This window comes from Stenotrophomonas sp. YJH_SMC_43, from assembly GCF_059372535.1.
This window is the reverse complement of sequence record NZ_JCAFVQ010000003.1, coordinates 637,327-654,578: the sequence shown is the minus strand read 5'-3', so window position 1 is coordinate 654,578 and position 17,252 is coordinate 637,327. Positions and strand designations below refer to the sequence as shown.

At 67.8% G+C, this 17,252-nt stretch carries 16 protein-coding genes; 9 read left to right on the top strand and 7 right to left on the bottom strand.

All coding sequences use genetic code 11. The features are described from left to right. The first annotated feature begins 111 nt into the window (after positions 1 to 111). Both AC5QAH_RS15160 and AC5QAH_RS15155 read left to right on the top strand, forming a co-directional pair. Positions 112 to 708, top strand: a complete 597-nt coding sequence (locus tag AC5QAH_RS15160) for an NAD(P)H-dependent oxidoreductase (protein WP_010481087.1) — start codon at positions 112 to 114, stop codon at positions 706 to 708. A gap of 16 nt (positions 709 to 724) precedes the next feature. Continuing rightward, a complete protein-coding gene (locus AC5QAH_RS15155) occupies positions 725 to 1,318 on the top strand; it encodes a TetR/AcrR family transcriptional regulator (protein ID WP_029379726.1) in 594 nt (197 codons plus the stop codon). A 13-nt stretch (positions 1,319 to 1,331) separates the two neighbouring features. Here the strand turns inward: AC5QAH_RS15155 and AC5QAH_RS15150 are convergent, their stop codons facing one another. Then, positions 1,332 to 2,126: a D-alanyl-D-alanine carboxypeptidase family protein gene (locus AC5QAH_RS15150; protein ID WP_495232439.1), complete on the bottom strand. Its 795-nt coding sequence runs from the start codon at positions 2,124 to 2,126 to the stop codon at positions 1,332 to 1,334. Between the two features lie 121 nt (positions 2,127 to 2,247). On the opposite strand from AC5QAH_RS15150, the gene AC5QAH_RS15145 reads away from it, so the two are divergent. Together AC5QAH_RS15145 and AC5QAH_RS15140 are read left to right on the top strand one after the other, a co-directional pair. Further along, positions 2,248 to 3,801: an alkaline phosphatase gene (locus AC5QAH_RS15145; RefSeq protein ID WP_495232438.1), complete on the top strand. Its 1,554-nt coding sequence runs from the start codon at positions 2,248 to 2,250 to the stop codon at positions 3,799 to 3,801. Positions 3,802 to 3,843: 42 nt separating this feature from the next. Beyond that, positions 3,844 to 4,410, top strand: a complete 567-nt coding sequence (locus tag AC5QAH_RS15140; RefSeq protein ID WP_019338956.1) for a GIY-YIG nuclease family protein — start codon at positions 3,844 to 3,846, stop codon at positions 4,408 to 4,410. Positions 4,411 to 4,417: 7 nt separating this feature from the next. On the opposite strand, the gene AC5QAH_RS15135 is transcribed toward AC5QAH_RS15140, so the two are convergent. Then, the gene (locus AC5QAH_RS15135) at positions 4,418 to 4,561 is read right to left on the bottom strand and encodes a hypothetical protein (protein WP_010481098.1); all 144 of its coding nucleotides are present in this window, start codon (positions 4,559 to 4,561) and stop codon (positions 4,418 to 4,420) included. 98 nt (positions 4,562 to 4,659) lie between these two features. Here AC5QAH_RS15135 and AC5QAH_RS15130 point away from each other — a divergent pair, with 98 nt between their 5' ends. Beyond that, positions 4,660 to 5,559 carry a LysR substrate-binding domain-containing protein gene (locus AC5QAH_RS15130; protein ID WP_010481100.1) on the top strand — a complete coding sequence of 300 codons (900 nt, stop codon included), beginning with the start codon at positions 4,660 to 4,662 and terminating at the stop codon, positions 5,557 to 5,559. A 91-nt stretch (positions 5,560 to 5,650) separates the two neighbouring features. On the opposite strand, the gene AC5QAH_RS15125 is transcribed toward AC5QAH_RS15130, so the two are convergent. From AC5QAH_RS15125 to AC5QAH_RS15115, 3 genes are all read right to left on the bottom strand, one after another. Continuing rightward, entirely contained in the window at positions 5,651 to 6,367 is a 717-nt protein-coding gene (locus tag AC5QAH_RS15125) for an ABC transporter substrate-binding protein (protein ID WP_019338955.1), read from the bottom strand. A gap of 62 nt (positions 6,368 to 6,429) precedes the next feature. Then, positions 6,430 to 7,953 (bottom strand): carotenoid oxygenase family protein, encoded by a 1,524-nt coding sequence (locus tag AC5QAH_RS15120; protein WP_495232437.1) that lies wholly within the window; start codon positions 7,951 to 7,953, stop codon positions 6,430 to 6,432. Positions 7,954 to 7,978: 25 nt separating this feature from the next. Beyond that, on the bottom strand, positions 7,979 to 8,401 hold the full coding sequence (locus AC5QAH_RS15115; RefSeq protein WP_010481108.1) for a DUF2141 domain-containing protein: 423 nt from the start codon (positions 8,399 to 8,401) through the stop codon (positions 7,979 to 7,981). A gap of 156 nt (positions 8,402 to 8,557) precedes the next feature. Here AC5QAH_RS15115 and AC5QAH_RS15110 point away from each other — a divergent pair, with 156 nt between their 5' ends. Genes AC5QAH_RS15110 through AC5QAH_RS15100 form a run of 3 tightly spaced genes read left to right on the top strand, consistent with a single transcriptional unit; the run spans position 8,558 to position 10,687 of the window. Then, complete coding sequence (locus AC5QAH_RS15110; RefSeq protein WP_010481109.1) at positions 8,558 to 9,658, top strand: sensor histidine kinase; 1,101 nt, start codon at positions 8,558 to 8,560, stop codon at positions 9,656 to 9,658. After that, positions 9,655 to 10,293: a response regulator transcription factor gene (locus tag AC5QAH_RS15105; protein ID WP_029550907.1), complete on the top strand. Its 639-nt coding sequence runs from the start codon at positions 9,655 to 9,657 to the stop codon at positions 10,291 to 10,293. Before AC5QAH_RS15110 ends, AC5QAH_RS15105 begins: the two co-directional genes overlap by 4 nt. Before the next feature lie 22 nt (positions 10,294 to 10,315). Then, entirely contained in the window at positions 10,316 to 10,687 is a 372-nt protein-coding gene (locus tag AC5QAH_RS15100) for a VOC family protein (RefSeq protein ID WP_019338950.1), read from the top strand. A gap of 65 nt (positions 10,688 to 10,752) precedes the next feature. Here the strand turns inward: AC5QAH_RS15100 and AC5QAH_RS15095 are convergent, their stop codons facing one another. After that, positions 10,753 to 11,592 (bottom strand): arylamine N-acetyltransferase family protein, encoded by an 840-nt coding sequence (locus AC5QAH_RS15095; protein ID WP_019338949.1) that lies wholly within the window; start codon positions 11,590 to 11,592, stop codon positions 10,753 to 10,755. A 202-nt stretch (positions 11,593 to 11,794) separates the two neighbouring features. On the opposite strand from AC5QAH_RS15095, the gene AC5QAH_RS15090 reads away from it, so the two are divergent. Next, entirely contained in the window at positions 11,795 to 14,335 is a 2,541-nt protein-coding gene (locus tag AC5QAH_RS15090) for a methyl-accepting chemotaxis protein (protein WP_495232436.1), read from the top strand. Between the two features lie 121 nt (positions 14,336 to 14,456). On the opposite strand, the gene AC5QAH_RS15085 is transcribed toward AC5QAH_RS15090, so the two are convergent. Continuing rightward, positions 14,457 to 16,979: a PepSY domain-containing protein gene (locus AC5QAH_RS15085; RefSeq protein ID WP_495232435.1), complete on the bottom strand. Its 2,523-nt coding sequence runs from the start codon at positions 16,977 to 16,979 to the stop codon at positions 14,457 to 14,459. Positions 16,980 to 17,252: the final 273 nt, after the last annotated feature.

Here is a 17,252-nt window from a genome sequence, read left to right as displayed (position 1 = left end):
GGGATGCGGCGCACTATACGGTGAACGCAAAAACAGCGTCCCATCGGTGGCGTTGGTGATCCGGGAATCATTACTTACCATTGGTAGGTAATGATTCCTGGAGATTCACCCATGCACAGTCTCATCGTCACCACCCACCCGGAAACCGGATCGCTTACCCATGCCATCGCCCAGCGCATCGGCGACGCCATCCGGGCCGTCGGCGCCGGCAACACCGTAACCCACGCCGACCTGGTCGCCGAAGGCTTCGATCCGCGCTTCAACCGCGATGACCAGGCTCTGTTCCGCGGGACCGGCCCGGTTCCCCCCGATGTGGCGGCCGAGCATGCGCGGCTGGACGCCATCGATACGCTGGTGCTGGTCTACCCGCTGTACTGGTGGTCGTTCCCTGCCTTGCTGAAGGGATGGATCGATCGCGTGTTCACCCAGGGCTGGGCGTACCAGGACGGTGCCGATGGCAAGGTGCAGAAGAAGCTGCAGCGCCTGCGCGTGCATCTGGTCGGCGTTGGCGGTGCGGGCGCGGAAATGATCGAACGGCGCGGCTATGGCACGGCGATGAAGACCCAGATCGACATGGGCATCTTCGACTACTGTGGCGCGCGCGTGCTGTCGTCCGAACTGCTGCTCGACGCCGACAGCGGTGCCGCGCAGGCGCATCTGCAGACCGCCATGGAAATCGGCCGTAAAATCGGTACTCCGATGAGTTGATCACCGTGTTCCGCCGATGCCTGCCAACGCCGCTCCCACGCGCCGCCGATTGACCCGCGAGCAACGCGCCCGCCAGTTGCTGGACGTGGCCTGGGCGCTGGTTGGCGAAGAGGGCACCGACGCGTTGACGCTGGGACGGCTGGCCGAGGCGGCGGGCGTGACCAAGCCGGTGGCCTACGATCACTTCGTGACCCGCAACGGCCTGCTGGCCGCGCTCTACGATGACTATGACGGGCGGCAGACGGTGGTCTTCCACGAGCGTATCGGCCGCGCCCGGGCGCAGCTGGCCGACCGTGCGGCAGCCATCGCCTCCGGCTACATCGACTGCATCCTCAGCCAGGGCAGTGAAGTGCAGGGCATCCTCGCCGCGCTGGTGGGCGCGCCGGAACTGCACGAGGTGCGGCGGCGTTACCAGCAGGACTTCATCGACAACTGCGACGCCTGGCTGGGCCCGTTCGCCAGCGACGGCTCGGTGCCGCTGGCGGGACGCTGGGCGATCCTGGGTGCGGCTGAAACCCTGTCCGAGGGTGTGGCCGCGGGCGCGCTGGACAAGACCGACGCCGAGGCCGAGCTGCAGCGGCTGATCGTGGCGACGGTCAAGCGTCGCTGAGCTGCTTCGAAGGTCAGGCCCCGGCGGTACTGCCGACCAGCGTGGCGAATCCTGCCGCCAGCTGATCGCGCGCCCATGCGTCGCGCGCGTCGCGGCTCTCAGAACCCAATACCACGGTGATCAGGCGTATAGGCTCGTCCCGCCCGTGTACCACCCGGCATGCGGTGGCGGCCAGGCAGAAGCCTGCGGCCTGGGTGTAGCCGGTCTTCAAGCCATCCACGCCGTCATCGCCAAGCAGGGCGTTCTGGTTGTTGCGGCTGAAGCTGCCGTGCGCGAACGCGCGCTGCGCGGTGACCGCCAGGATCTGCGGATGATCGTTCAACAGGCACGCGGCCAGCACCGCCATGTCGCGCGCGCTGGACGCATGATGCGGCGTGGTGATGCCGGAGACGCTGGCGAACCAGGTGCTGCGCAGGCCGAGCTGGCGCGCGTGCCGGTTCATGCGCTCCAGGAACGCAGGCTGCGATCCGTCCAGGTGGCGCGCGACCGCCAGCGCCGCGTCATTGCCGGAGACGATCATCAAGCCTTCCAGCAGGCGCGCGAGAGTGACCGTTTCGCCGGGCACCAGGCCCATGCGCGTTTCATCGTCGGCGACCGCATGCACGTCGTCGGCGGCGATGGTGACTTCGTCCTCCCACGAGCGCCCGCGCTCCTCGACACACTCGTAAGCCGCGTAGGCGGTCATCAGCTTGGTCAGCGAGGCCGGTTGCCTGGCGATGTCCGCGTTGTGCTGGTGAATCACTGCGAAGGTTGCCGCATCGAGGGTGATGGACGACAGCGGTGCACGCGCAGGAGCAGGAAGCGGCATGGAAACGACGATGACAGTGGGGGCCCTGGAGGATAGTGTGCGGCGGCTGCACGAAGCTGAAATATTGCAACGATATAACGTAGCATAATTGCGGGCCGCCGATGGCCCGACGGGACATCCGATGACTGCACGCATTCCACGCCGCTGGCTTCATTCTTCGTTGCTGCTCGCGCTGGCCGCACTTGGCGGCTGCCAGCCCAACCTGCGCACCGAGGCTGTTTCCTCCGCCGAAGCCGGTCCGCTCAATGTGATCGTGATGATCAACGACGGTGCCGGCTGGGGTACCTGGGACGCGGCGGCCTACTGGCAGTATGGCCGCCGCGAAGGCGCACCCTATGCGGATTTCCCGCTGCGCCTGGCGGTAACCACCTTCCCGTTGAATGCCAGCAGCCAGCCGACCCGCGACAACGCACAGACGCTTGGCTACGACCCGGGCAAGGCCTGGGATGACACGCCGGTTCCTGCGCAGGACCTGCCGTTTGCCGGCTACCAGTACCTGGCCGCGGTGGCTACCGACAGTGCGGCGGCGGGCACCGCGTTGTCCTCGGGCATCAAGACCTACAACAACGCCATCAACTACAACAACGATGGCCAGCCGGTCGAGTTCAATACGCTGCGCGCCAAGCGCCTGGGCATGGCGACCGGTGTAGTGACTTCGGTACCGTTCGCGCACGCCACACCGGCCGCATTCGCAGCGCAGAACGAATCGCGTAGCAGCTATCACGCCATTGCGCACCAGATGCTGGCGCAGGGCCACATGGACCTGGTGATGGGCACCGGAGGCCCGGGCTACAGCGTCGACGGCCGCGCCTGCAACAAAGGCACGGACGCCGCAAACGCAGAGGGCTGCGCGAATCCATGGGAGTGGGTGTCGCAGCAGGATTGGCAGCAGCTGGAAGCGGGCAGCACCATCGCCGGCAATCCGGCGGGACCGTGGCGCCTGATCCGCAGCAAGGAAGCGTTCGCCGCACTGGCGCAGGGACGGTTGCCGGCCGACAGGCCGCTGATCGGTGTACCGCGCGTGGCCAACACCCTGCAGCAGGCGCGCCGCCTGCAGGTGCTGGGCAAGGATGCAGCCACGCCTTCGGGAGTGAGGAAGATCGACAGCGTGCCCGATCTGGCGACCATGACCCGCGGCGCGCTGCAGTTCCTGCAGCAGCGCTCGTCCAAGGGGCTGTACCTGATGGTGGAAGGTGGCGCCACCGACTGGGCCGCACACACCAGTGCCTGCGGCACCGAATGGCATTACGGCCAGTGCAGCGATCAGCCGCAGTATGGCCGGTTGATCGAAGAGACCATGGAGTTCAATAACGCGGTGACGGCGGTGGTCGACTGGATCGAGCGTAACGGTGGCTGGGAGCGCAACCTGCTGATCGTTACCACCGACCACGACAACAGCATGCCGATGGGCCCGGATGCACAGAACGTTGCCTTCTCTCCGGTACGCAACAACGGCCGCGGCCGCATGCCCGGGATCAGTTTCCGTCCCACCGGCAACCATTCCAATGCACTGGTGCCATTGTGGGCCAAGGGCGCGGGGTCGGAACTGCTGGGCAAGCGCGTGCGCGGCGTTGATGCCGGCTACCGTCAGCACGTGCGCTGGAACGACGGCAGTTACATCGACAACACCGACGTGGCTGCGGCGGTGCAGGAGGCGCTGCAGCGTCCACGGTAACGCCCGGTTGCACCCGGGCTGTTGTCGAGGCAGCCTGCGCACATGCAGTCGGATATCCGCATCGACGGTCGTGTCTTCGCCTACGTCTTCCCCTGTGCGTGGGAAGACTACGCGAAGATCGGTTTCTCACGTGATCCGCTCGGACGCATCAGCGCATTGCACCGGCGTTGGTTCGAGTTCTTCGACCTCGACGCCGGTGCACTGGTGGAAGCGGAAAGCGAGCGCGATGCGCGAGATCTGGAGCTGCAGCTGCGTTCGCCGTTCAAGGCGCACCGCGCGCCGGCGCCGATGACGGTCCAGGACAAGGCTGGAGGTCGCACCGAATGGGTACGTGGTGCCAACCAGGCCTTGTCGCGTGCAATTATCGCGTTGGGCAAACAAGGCTATCGCTGCTATCCACTGAAGGCGTGGCTGCGGGCCGCCCTGTGCCTGCGCATGGACCAGCTGCACGACTGGGCTGCGGTGCAACTTCCGGAGGAGGAAGGCCTGCGGCTGCCCAGTGGCCCCGGCGAGCGCGCGCTGCGTGACACCCTCGACGGTTGTGGGGCATTGGATATCGATCCGATCCCGTGGCTGCCTGAACACGTCCAACGCTGGTACGCAGGGTGAGGAGCGTTCAACGGGTTCTCGGCGGCTGAACAGGCGCAGCCGGTTGCTGCGCGCACTGCGGGGCAGGTGTGGAAGGGCTGGCCAGCTGGCGTGCCAGCTCGGTGCTGGCCACGTGGCCCTGCAGGAACAACAAGCCGCCGAAGATGTTCATGAGCGTGCCTCCACTTGAGTGGATTGCACGATACGGGCAGCATGGGCGGGCAAAAAGCGACATTTCCGCAAGCGTGCCTTGAGAGGAATTCAAGCCTGATGTCCCGCCCACCGCTCCATGCCCTGCAGGGTTTCGTGGCCGCCGCCCGGCTCGGCAACCTGTCGCGCGCGGCGGCGTCGATGAACCTGACCGTCAGCGCGCTCAGCCATCAGATGCGGCAGCTGGAAGAACGGCTCGGGCAGCCGCTGCTGATCCGCCAGCCGCGTGGTGTCACCCTCACCCTGGAGGGCCAGCGCCTGCTCGACCAGGTGGGTCCGCATCTGGATGCGATCAACGAAGCCTTCCAGCCCTATGCCGCACGTGCCGAGCACGTGCTGACGATCAGCGCAGTACCGTCGATGGCGTCGGCCTGGCTGGTGCCGCGCCTGGGTCACTTCGTGGCAGAGCACCCACAGATCGAGATCAACCTGCAGTCGAGTGAACGCCTGATTGATTTCGAGCGGCAGCGCCAGTTCGACGCCGCGCTGCGGCTGGGCAGCGGGCAATGGCCAGGTCTGGTGGTGGAGCCGCTGTTCGACGAATGGCTGCTGCCAATGGCGAGCCCGGCGCTGATCGAACGCATGGGAGGCGTCGACCGTGTGCCGTTGACCCAGTGGCCGCTGCTGGGTGATCCGGACGGGGCATGGGGCGCCTGGTTCGCGTTGAGCGGGCAGAGCCCGCCGTCGCGCTTCGTGGCGGTGCTGGATGATTCGGAGGCGCACCATCGCGCCGCTCTGGATGGCGTGGGCGTGGCCCTCGGGCGGGTGACGCGGGCGCGGCTGCTGCTGGATTCGGGCCAGTTGGTCGCGCTGTCCAGCCAGCGCCTGAAGACCGACTGGCCACATTGGCTGGTGTACCCGCAGCGCTCGGCCAGCCATCGTGGCTTCCTCGCGTTCCGCGACTGGCTGCACGCGCAGGCCGCCGAGCACGTGCGGCACATGGCAGACGCGCATCTGTAGCGTGGCGCGGTGCTCGATCTTGCATCTGTAGAGTCGAACCATGCTCGACTGGTCTTTCGAAGAAGCAGTCGAGCATGGCCCGACTCTACAGTCACCGCACCAGCGTGACTGCCTGCCCGGCACGCGCGAACGCTTCGCCCAGCAAGGGACCGGTCTTGATCGCTTCCACCTCGTCGAACAGCGTCTGCAGTGCCTCGGCTGGGCGCGACGCTGGCGCCGCCACGGCCTGCTGGATCGCGGTGAAACGGTCGGCCAGCACGCGATGGCCGGGATGCGCCTGTGCCCAGGCCACCAGCGGCTGGCGCACGCCGGCGGCGGCATCCAGACGCTGCTGATCGAACAGGGTGATGGCCGCCGCCGAGGTCTCCGCCCGCTCGATCGTGGCGTTGCGCAGTTCACGGCTCAGGAACAGGTCATAGGCCGCGCCACGCCCCACCGCGATGCGCAGCCCTTCGCGGTCGAGGTCGGCCACCTGCTGCGCAGGGCTGTCCTCGCGAACCAGATAGGTGCCTTCGATCTCCACGTACGGGGCACTGAAGGCGATGCGGTCGGTGCGTGCCGGATCGATGGCCAGGAAAGCCAGGTCCCAGCCGTCTTCGCCCGCTGCGGCAACCACCGAGGCTGCGGCATCGTGGCAGGTGAAGCGTGCCTGCACCCCCATCCGTTGCGCCAATGCGGTAGCCAGTTCCAGCGAGGGGCCGCGCGGTGAGCGCGCATCGCCCTGTGCCAGCACCGGGTTGCCCAGGTTGATCGCCACGCGCAGGAAACCGTGCGGTGCCAGCGTACTTCGATGGTCGGCCAAGGACATGCAGGACTCCACGGGGCAGGGGAGACCCAGCATGCCAACAACGGTGTCCGCGTAGCGTGGACTCAGCCGTGCGCGGCGAAAGTGCCGTGGAAGCCCAGTGGCACCGCATACGGCAGCCAGGCCTGTGCCAGCGGGCCGTCATCCACATGGCGCGCATCCAGCACCGCCAGGCCACTGCGCTTGTTGACCGGGTCAAGCAGGGTGCCGATCAGCCAGCCATCGTCAGCTTCGCGGCTGCCCGGGCGCGGTACGAACACATGCTCTTCGGCCATGATGTCCGGCCCGTAGTTCCACCGCTGGCGGCGCCCGCGATCGATGTCGAACGCAGCCACGGCGTTGAAGTACGGTGCGGTGGTCGGGCCGTCGATGGTCGGCGCATACAGCCGTGCGCCACGTGTGTTCGTCGAGCGCGGGTCGAACAACGGGAACTCCACCGCGCTGATGCCCAACGTCTCCCAGCGGGCCTGTCCACGACGCAGGTCCAGATGCAGCTCGACCAGGCTGGCGCCACTGTTGGCCGCATGTGCACCGTCACCGGCCATCGCTTCCTTCATCGGCGAGCGCGCCTCGTTGATGTCGTCATGGCGTACTGCGCGCAGCACGATGCCGCCATCGCGGGTGAACGCGTCGCCGAAGTGATAGATCGCCGCGAACGGGGCCTCGAACCATTGCGCCTTGTCCGGCGCATCCTTGGCGACCACCGCGATACGCACAGGACGCTGCGGTGCGAACTGCATGCGCTCGAAGAAGCTGCCACCTGCGCCGGTGAAATCGAACGGCATCATGACGAACACCAGGTGCTGGTCGGTCATCGCGAAGGCATGCAGGTAGCCATGCTCGGGTGTTTCGATCACATTGGCGCTGCGCAGCTGGCCGTCCGCACCGATGTGCCAGACCAGCAGGCCATGGCCCCCCATCAGGCTGATCGAGCCGAAGTTCCAGAGGCTGCCGTCGCGATCGGTCAGCGGGTGCGCCGAGAACGGCAGCGCGGCCAGGTCCGGGCGCCAGGTGACCGGGCCGAGCGTCTGCAGCGAATCGGGGTCCACTTCGAACGCAGAACCGGATTCGCACAGCGCGAACAGGCGGCCATTGATCATCGTCACCGAGGTGTTGGCCACGTTGGCATCATCGTTGTTGCGTACCGCCAGCGCACCGGGAACGCTGGTGCCGGCAGCCGGATACTGGAAGCGGCCGGCCTTCTGTTCACGGGTGAATTTCGGCGTGGCGACCATGCGCCCGTGATGGGTCAGGCTGCCATCACCATTGAAACGCCAGCCATGCACCATGCCGTCGCCGTCGAACCAGTGGTCGTAGCGGAAGCCATCGCGCTCGGTCCACGCCGGGCCGTTGCGGTACAGCGTACCGGCCAGGCCTGACGGCAGCTTTCCCTGCAGCTGCACGGTGGCCGGGCCGAGGCTTTCGCTGCCGACGCTGCGCCAGCCGAGCAGCCAGGGGTGTTCCTGCATACCCTGCGCGAACCGCGCCGGGTCGCCGGCGAAGGCGGGAGCGCTGCGCAGCGCGGTGGCGCCCAGGGCCAGGCAGGCACTGCTGCTGAGCAAGGTACGAAGGAAGCGGCGACGGTCCATGGTGGCCTCGGGTCTGGATGCGGAATCAGCGCAGGGTGATGTCGATGGCGGCGCCAGCGGCTGGCACGTTGACGCGTGCTTCGTCGAAGGTCGGCTTGCGCATCACCTGCGGGTTGTTGCTGAAGCCGTAGCCTTCCACCGGCATGCCGACCAGGTTGGTGTCGAGCTTGCCGTTGTCGTTCTCGTCGTGGGTGAGCAGCACGGCATAGCTGCCGGCCGGTATACCCTTGAACGTGAAGTGAGCGCTGTCGCCGCTGGGCGCCGCCTGCTGGGCCTGCACCGGCTTGGCCTTGCCGTCCCAGGCGGCAGCGCTGTCGACCAGCGCAACGCGCAGGGTGCCGCTCTGCGCGTGGACGTCGTGCACGGTCACGGCCAGGTCGGCGGCGTGGGCACTGGCGGCCAGGGCCAGTGCAGTCAGGGCGGTGCTGAGCAGGGCGGTGCGGATCATGGCAGTGGCTCCGGAAGTGTGTGTGGCGGTGTGGCGCCAGTCTGGGTGGCGCGGTGCACGGGGTTCAGGGCCAGTGGTCATCGATTCGACGTGCCAGAAGTCACTTTCTGCGCTGGACCCATTGCCGCCGGCGTGTGCGGCGGTCAGCATCTGGCCATGCCCAGCCTGTTCCGCCATCTCTTGCGTCCTCTCAGCCTTGCCGGCCTGGTTACCGTGCTGGCGGTGGGCCTGTCGTTCGCTGTACAGCGCAACGGTGCCGGGCTGAGCCTGCTGCTGCTTGCCGTGTTCCTGTTGCTGTTCGTGGTGCACGGCTGGGCGTCGATGCCATCCCGCGTGCGCGCCGTCGCTGCGGTGTTGCAGGCGCTGCTGGCGGTTGCGCTGGTTGCGCTGCAGCCGCGTACCGGAACTGCTCCGGTGCTGCTGGTGGTGCTGGTCGCACAGCTGGCCGAGCACTGGCCGCCGCGCTTCGTGCTGGGCGTTGCGCTGCTGGCCAACCTGGCGGTGTATGCCGCGCTGCGCCACAGCGGCTTCAGCCAGCCGCTGCTGGTCGTGCTGCTCTATGGCGGCTTCCAGGCCTTCGCCGCACTGACCGCCCACTATGCCCGCAGCACGGCGCTGGCCCGCGATGACCTGGCCCGGGTCAACGCCGACCTGCTGGCTACCCGCGCGCTGCTGGCCGACAGCGCACGCGATGCCGAGCGCCTGCGCCTGGCGCGTGAGCTGCACGATGTGGCTGGGCACAAGCTCACCGCGATGCGGCTCAACCTGCGCGCCCTGGCCGCTGACCCAGCACTGGCCGGCCGCGAGGGACTGGTGCTGGTGGAACGGTTGTCCGGCGAGTTGCTGGCCGACATCCGCCAGGTGGTGCAATCGATGCGCGATGATCGCGGCCTCGATCTGGCCACCGCACTGCATGCGCTGGCCGCACCCTTCCCACGACCAAAGCTGCAGCTGCAGATCGGCGACGGGGTGCGCGTGGCTGACCCGTTGATGGCCGAGACCGTGCTGCGGCTGGTGCAGGAAGCCCTGACCAACGCCGCCCGCCACGGCAATGCAGACACCGTCTGGCTGACGATCAGTGAAGAGGATTCCCGGTTGCGTATCGATATCCGCGATGACGGCCAGCGCGCCGAACGCATCCGCGAGGGCAATGGCATCGCCGGCATGCGCGAGCGCCTGGCGGCCGTACAGGGGCGTTTGGAGCTGGCGCGAACCGCACAGGGCGGCATGCACCTGACCGCATGGTTGCCGGCATGAGTGGCGCCGCGATCCGCGTTGCCCTGGCCGATGACCAGGCGCTGGTGCGTGCGGGTCTGCGCGCGCTGCTGCAGGGCCTGGGGGTAGACGTGGTGCTGGAGGCCGAAGAGGGCCAGGCGCTGCTGGACGCGTTGGCTGCCCAGCGCGTGGATGTGGTGCTCAGTGACATCCGCATGCCCGGGATGGACGGCATCGAGGCACTGCGCCAGCTGCGCGCGCGCGGTGATGCCACGCCGTGCCTGCTGCTGACCACCTTCGATGAAAGTGATCTGCTGCTGCGTGCCAGCGAGGCCGGCGCACAGGGCTTCCTGCTCAAGGACGCCGTGCCCGCAGACCTGCGTGAAGCGATCGAGCGCGTCGCCGCGGGTGAAACCCTGCTGTTGCCGGTCAGCACCGAGCCGGTGCGCGCCCGTTACCGCTTCCACGACGAAGCACCGCCCACCGATACCTTCGGGGAACGCGAAGTGGCGATCCTGCGCCTGCTGGCCGGGGGATACAGCAACAAGGAAATCGCGCGCAGCCTGTTCCTGGCCGAAGGCACGGTGAAGAACTACGTGTCGGCCATACTCGACAAGCTGGGCACTCGCGATCGCACCCGTGCAGTGCTGAAGGCGATTACCCTGCGCATCATCTGAGTGGACCGAGCAAGGCGTGCCAGTGAACCCGATCCTGCATGTGGAAATCCCGGCCAGTGACCTGGACCGGGCCATCACGTTCTACCAGCGGTGGCTGCAGGTCGCGGTGGACGAACCTATCGTGCTGCACGACTGCCGGATGGCCTACCTGCCGTTCTCCGATGACGCCGCCGGTGCCAGCATTGCGCTGGTGCACGGCGCGGACTACCGGCCCTCCGAGCAGGGCGCCCGCATCTACATCGGCGTCGATGACCTGGATGCGAGCCTCGACCGTGCACTGCAATCGGGAGCTGAGCTGCGCTTCGGCCCGGCCGACGCGGGTGACTGGCGTGTGGCCGAGATCCGCGACAGCGAAGGCAACCGCATTGCGCTGCAGGCGCGCGCAGCTCTGTAGAGCCGAGCCCACGCTCGGCTGCTGTTGGCCCAGCCGCTCCAGCTCAGCCGAGCATGGGCTCGGCCCTACAAGGTCGCGGCGCGCGAGCGCTGCAGCCAGTCATTGATGGCCGGGTCCAGTCGCGGGTCGTCCGGCAGCTGCATGCCGAAGCGCTGCTGCAGCACGTCACGCACATCACCCACATCATGCAGCGGTCGCTTGTCCGGCGCCTGCCCGGGGCGGTACTCGGTGTAGTTGCCGCTGCCGATGGTACGGCGCCAGTCCGGTCCGGTCAGCGACACGCGTAGCTGGCCCGGGAAGCTGGAATCGGGGTGGGTGCATACGTACCAGTTGCCCACCACGTTGTCGATCGGTGCAGGCGCCTGCAGATCGAAGCGGTACATCGCCCGCCAGCCGTCGCTGGATTCGGCTGACAGCACGAAGTCGCCCTCGTCAGGCAGACGCTGCAGCAGGTAGCGCTCATGCGGCGTGGCCTGCGGCTGCGCATCGTGCAGCCGCAGCGGCACGGTCGGGGTCAGGCTGCCGAAACCGGCATCCACCAGCCAGTCGTCCCCATCCACATGCACGCGCAGCAGCAGATGGGTACGCGCGGTCAGTTCGCCGTCATGCGCTGCCAGCAGCACGCGCGCACTCAGCGGCTGCGCATCAAAGCCCAGTGCCTGCAGCAGGGCCAGCAGGCCGCCATTGAGTTCGAAGCAGTAACCACCGCGGCGGTCGTCAAGCAGCTTGCGTTGCACGCTGTCCAGGTCGATCGGCACCGCGTCGCGCAGCAGGCAGCTGAGGGTCTCGAAGGGCAGCAGTGCGTTGTGGCGCTGCTGCAGCAGGGTCAGGCCGGCCAGGGTCCGCGGTGGCGGCGCATCCAGCTGCAGGCGTTGCAGGTAGCGGGGGACATCGAGCGTCGTCATGGAGACACCGGGCGGGGAGGAACGTCCACTGTGCTCCCCCAACCGTGGTTGAGGTCAAGCGCGGTGCCCGTGTCATGCCCCCGTCGCTTGCACCCTGTACAAAGGCCGCGTCCACCCGCGACCGGGGGACCCGGACGAAGAAGGCGCTAAAGTTGCCCTGAATCCGGCCGATACAGGTGCGTCTTTCCGCCTGGAGTCTGTCATGTCGGCCGTTGTCCCCCACCTCCGGTCCCTGCGCACGCGCCTTGCCGCGTTGCACTCGGCGTCCCCCGGCCTGCTGCGCTGGCTGCAGCCGCATCGGCTCAGCGTGGCCAACAAGCTCAAGGCGACCCTGTGGGTCTGTGGCCTGGGCCTGGTCGCGATCGCCGCTGTCTACGCCTGGACCGGCCATGCCAACGCACTGGCTGCGCGCAGCCAGGCCAGCTACCAGCGCGGCAGCGATCTGGCAGCCAGCCTGTCCACGCGGGTGGCCGAAGCGCGTCGCCTGCAGACCCAGTATGCACGCAGTTTCGATGATGCCGACCGCGCGCAGCTGCTGGCCACGCAGAAGGCACTGCAGGTCGATCTGCAGGCGCTGCGCGCGACGCCGATGGATACTGGCCGGCGCAAGGCCCTGCAGGCGCTGACCGAAGCCGCCGACGCGTTCTCGCAGGGTGTGGCCGCCCTGTTCGAACGTGTCGACGAGATGGGTCGTGGTGATGCCGGCCTCGCCGCGCAGCTGCAGCAGGCCGCCGATACCCTGCAGGTACAGGTGGATGCGCTGCAGCGGCCGTCGTTGGCGTTGTCACTGCAGAAGATGCGAAGGCAGGAGGCACTGCTGCTGCTCGACGGTGACTCCACTCACGCCGACCGCGCCAGCGAGGAAAAGCTGCCGTTCGACCTCGCGCTGGCGGGCCTTCCCGCAGATGCGCAGGACACCCTGCGCACCGGGATGGATGCGTATCAGGCCGCATTGCTGGGGTATACCGCTGCCCGCGTCGGCCTGGATGTGGAAGCGCAGTCGCTGCTGGATACCGCCGCGGGCGTAGCACCGGCGCTGGCCGCCTTCCAGCAGGCGCAGGTGGCGGCGCTGGCCACGGCGCAGGCGCGCCAGCAGGCCGGCGCACGCACGATGAGCGTGCTGTTCGCACTGACCCTGCTGCTGGTGGCCGGCGTGCTGATCACCAGCCTGATGCTGGTGCTCCGTGCGGTGCGCCAGCCGATCCAGGACACCCTGCGTTTCGCCAGCGATATCGCTGACGACCGCCTCGACACCACCCTGCGCGTCTACAACGCCAATGATGAGATCGGCCAGCTGGCCCAGCGCCTGGTCGACATGCAGCAGCGCCTGCGTGCGCGCATCGAGACCGAGCGTGCCGTGGCGCGCGGCAATACCCGGGTGCGCCAGGCATTGGACAGCGCGCAGACCGGGCTGATGGTGATTGATGCGGAAGGGCAGGTCGCCTACGCCAATCCGGCGCTGCTGGAGCAGCTTGACCTCCAGGTTGAAGATCTGGTGGCGAGCGATGCGGTGCGCCTGCATCCGGCACTGGCCAGCCTGGCCGGTGTGCGCCAGCGCGAGGAGCGCGAGATCGGCCATGCAGGGGTGCGCTACCAGCTGATTGCCAACGCCATCATCGACGAAGGTCACTTCCTTGGTGTGGCGGTGGAGTGGCGCAGCCGTGCGCTGGAAACCCTGTTGGAAACCGAAGTGGCCGCACTGGTCGACGCCGCCGCGCACGGCGACCTGCACGGGCGCATCGCGCTGGAGGGAAAGCAGGGCTTTGTGCGTACGTTGTCGACCAGCATCAATCGCCTGTTGACCACCTTCGAGACCAACCTCGGCGATCTGCAGGCGCTTCTGGCCGCGCTGGCCCGCGGCGACCTCAGCGTGCGCATGGAAGGTGAGCTGCAAGGCGTGTTCGCACGCATGCGCGACGATGCCAACGCCACCGTCGCGCAACTGGGCCGCATCGTCACCCGCATCCAGCACGCCACGTCCAGCCTGGATGCCGGCGTTGGCGAGATCGTTGCCGGTCACCATGACCTGTCGCAGCGTACCGAACAGCAGGCGGCCAACCTGGAAGAGACGGCGGCGTCGATGCACGAGCTGACCGATACCGTTGGCCGCAATGCTGATGCCGCGGGCCGTGCCGACGTGCTGGTCAAGGGCGCGGCGGCAGTGGCCCAGCGCGGTGGCGAGGCCGTTGGCCAGGTGGTCGCGACCATGCAGGGCATCAGCGAGGCCTCGCGACGGATCGGCGACATCACCCAGCTGATCGATGGCATCGCTTTCCAGACCAACATTCTCGCGCTGAATGCTGCGGTGGAAGCCGCGCGCGCGGGCGAGCAGGGCCGCAGCTTCGCCGTGGTGGCCGCAGAAGTGCGCCTGCTGGCACAACGCAGCGCGGAGGCGGCCAAACAGATCAAGGGCCTGATCGAGGATTCGGTGGCGCGTGTGGGCCAGGGCAACCAGCAGGCCGAACAGGCCGGCACCACGATGGGCGAGATTGTCGGCAGCGTGCAGCAACTGGCGGATCTGCTGGCCGGTATCCGCAGCGCGTCGCAGGACCAGCATGCCGGCATCGCCCAGGTGAACCAGACCATCGTGCAGATGGAAGCCAGTACCCAGCGCAACGCCAGCCTGGTGGAAGAGGCGGGTGCTTCGACAGCGCAGATGCAGGCGCAGGTGCATGCGCTGGCGGAAGCGGTGGGCGCGTTCCGTCTGCAGTCGATGCCAGAGGCGCGCGCTGCGGCGGCCTAGCCTGCGGTTCCTTGTCGGCTGGCCGGGAATCAGCCGAGCGTCGGCTCGGCTCTACATCGGCTGCAGGCACACTGTAGAGCCGAGCCCATGCTCGGCTCAGGCCAATGCGCGCTGGCAGGAATCAATACACGTCGCGGCGGTAGCGGCCGTTCTCCAGCAGTGTTTCCACCGCCTCATCACCGAGTGCTTCACGCAGTACCTGGTCCACGCCTTCGGCCATGCCCTGCAGCGAACCGCACACGTGGATGACTGCACCACGCTGCATCCAGTTGCGCAGGGCATCGGCCGCCGCACGCAGGCGATCCTGTACATAGCCACCGTCGCCATCGCGCGAGAACGCCAGGTCCACCCGCGCGAGATGACCATTGGCCTGCCAGGCCTCGATCTCGTCGGCGAACAGGAAGTCATGCGCGCGCTGGCGTTCGCCGAACAGCAGCCAGTGCCCGTGCTCGCCTGCATGCGCGGCTTCGCGCAACAGGCTGCGCAGGCCCGCGATGCCGGTGCCGTTGCCGATCAGCACCATCGGTGCACCGGCGACGCGGTGGAACCCGGGATTGCGGTGCACGCGGGCGACGAGACTGGCACCGATCGGTGCATGCAGCGACAGCCAGCCCGAGCCGAGCCCGGCGCGGCCCGTGTCGTCGTGCACCAGTCGTACCACCAGTTCCACCGCGCCATCCTCGGTGCACGAGGCGATGGAATATTCGCGTCCGGGCAGCATCGGCAGCCCTGCCAGCCACAGGCACGGATCCTGTACCGCCAGCGCAGCATCGGCATCCGGCAGTTCGCGTTCGCTGGCCAGCGCCAACAGCGTGCGCGGCTGGCCGTCGATCAGCAGTGGCTGCAGGGGATCCAGCCCATGTGCCTTCAGCACCGCGCCGGCATGCCGCGCGTTGTGCCGGGGCGCGATATGCAGGATGTCGCCCGCCTGCCACTGCACCTCGGCCGGTGGCGCAAGACAGATGCGCCAGATGGCGCCGCCCACGCTGCCCGGGTTGAGCCGGTCGCGGCCGAGCAGCCGCCACTCATGCATCTGCGTGGCCGCCGGCAGCACGCTGTCATCGGTGGCGATGCCGGTCAGCGCGCCCAGCTGCAGCTGCCATTGGCGCAGCGCCGCGACCGAGGCGGCATCGACTTCGATGCGGTCGAACAACGGGCGCGCGCCGTTGCCGAGCAGCCAGCCATCAACCTGGCGGCCGAAGCCGCAGTAGTGCGGGTACTGTCGATCACCCAGCGCCAGCAGTCCAAACTGCAGGCCTGACAGGTCGAGTGTCTGTGCCATCAGCCGTCGTGCAGCACCTCGCGCCGCATCCGGTGGTTCGCCATCGCCGAAGGTGCTCAGTACCAACAGCGCCTGCGCGGTGCGTGCCAGCTGCACGGCATCGACGCGGGCCAGCGGCAGCACCTGCACCGCATGACCGGATGCCTGCAGCTGCGCGGCTGCGCGCCATGCGAGTTGTTCGCCCAGTCCGCTCTGGCTGGCATGCACCACCAGCCACGGCGTGCCACCGCCATCGGCAGGCGTTGCTGGCAGCGACTGGCGCAGGCCACGCGCAGCGCGCTGGCTGCGTCGGCGGTCCAGATAGAGCATCCAGCCGGTGATGAAGAACAGGCTCATGCCCAAACTGCTGAGCATCACCACGACACGCCCGGGCACGCCGAAGTAGCTGCCCGAGTGGAGCGCGAACACGCTGGTGGCCAGCTGCGCGCCGACGCCCTGGCGTGCATAGGGGCGGGCATCGAGTGTGGCACCCGTGCCCGGGTCGAGCTGCAGCAGATCATGCGCGCGGTCATGCTGGCCGCCGCGCTGCGACGGATCACCGGCCATCACGCGTACATTCAGTGCCTGCCCGGGCTTCTCCGGCAGGCGCAGGTCGATGTAGCCGGTGCGCACGCCGGGCAGTGCGTACAGCGTGGCTTCGACGCGTTCCAGGTTCAGGGCGGCACCGGTGGCGATCTTGTGCTTGGCGGCCGGTGCGACGCCAAGCAGGGTGTTGGCGGCGCTGCGATACCAGTCGAAGGACCACCACAGGCCGGTCAGCGCACTCATCAGGTAGATCAGCAGCACCCACGTGCCGACCACCGAGTGCAGGCTCCACAGGAAGCCACGGCCGCTGCGCTTCCACTCCACCGCCAACCAGCTGCGCCAGTGCCACCAGCGTCGCGGCCAGCGCAGATAGAGTCCGGACAGGGTGAAGAACAGTAGCGCGATGGCGCAGCTGCCGGTGATCCATTTGCCACGCTCGCCGGCGGCGAGGTGGCGATGCAGGTCCTCGACGAAATCGAAGAACGCCTGCCCGCGCAGGGCGCTGAATCGTTCGCCGCTGTACGGATCGAAGTAGACCCAGTGTTCCTTGCCGCCGGCGAAGCGTGCCACCGAGGGCCGTTGCCCGGTGGCATCCACACGCAGGCGCTGCAGCGGGCGTTCACTGCCGGCCTGCAGCAGCGGCACCAGTTCGCTCAGTGCAAGTGGAAGCTGGCCATCGGCATGGTGCTCGGCAATCTCGGCGAAGCCGGGATTGGCGGCGCGCAACAGCTCGTCCTCGAAGGACAGTACGGCGCCGCTGAGGCCCATTACGGCCAGTACGGCACCGGCGGTGATGCCCAGCAGCCAGTGCAGTTGGAACAGGACGTTCTTGAACATCGAAGGAGGAGGGCCCGGAAGGCTGCCGCCCGCATCCTGCGCAACAGCAAATGAGAATTAGTCGCGGAATTCTCCGTGGCGGAGGGGCTACGGTCAAGGAGGGTTTTGTTGCAGGGCTTTGCAGCCCTGCACCCGCTACAAGCCGGAGCAACGTCAACGTCAAAAGCTGGCTTTCCGTGGGCTGGCGGGGTGGGTCCGGTTGAGGGGGACGCTGCAAGTACGTCCATGTAAGCTCGGTCGCCGCTTGCTCGTGTGCGCTGTCCTGCGCACACG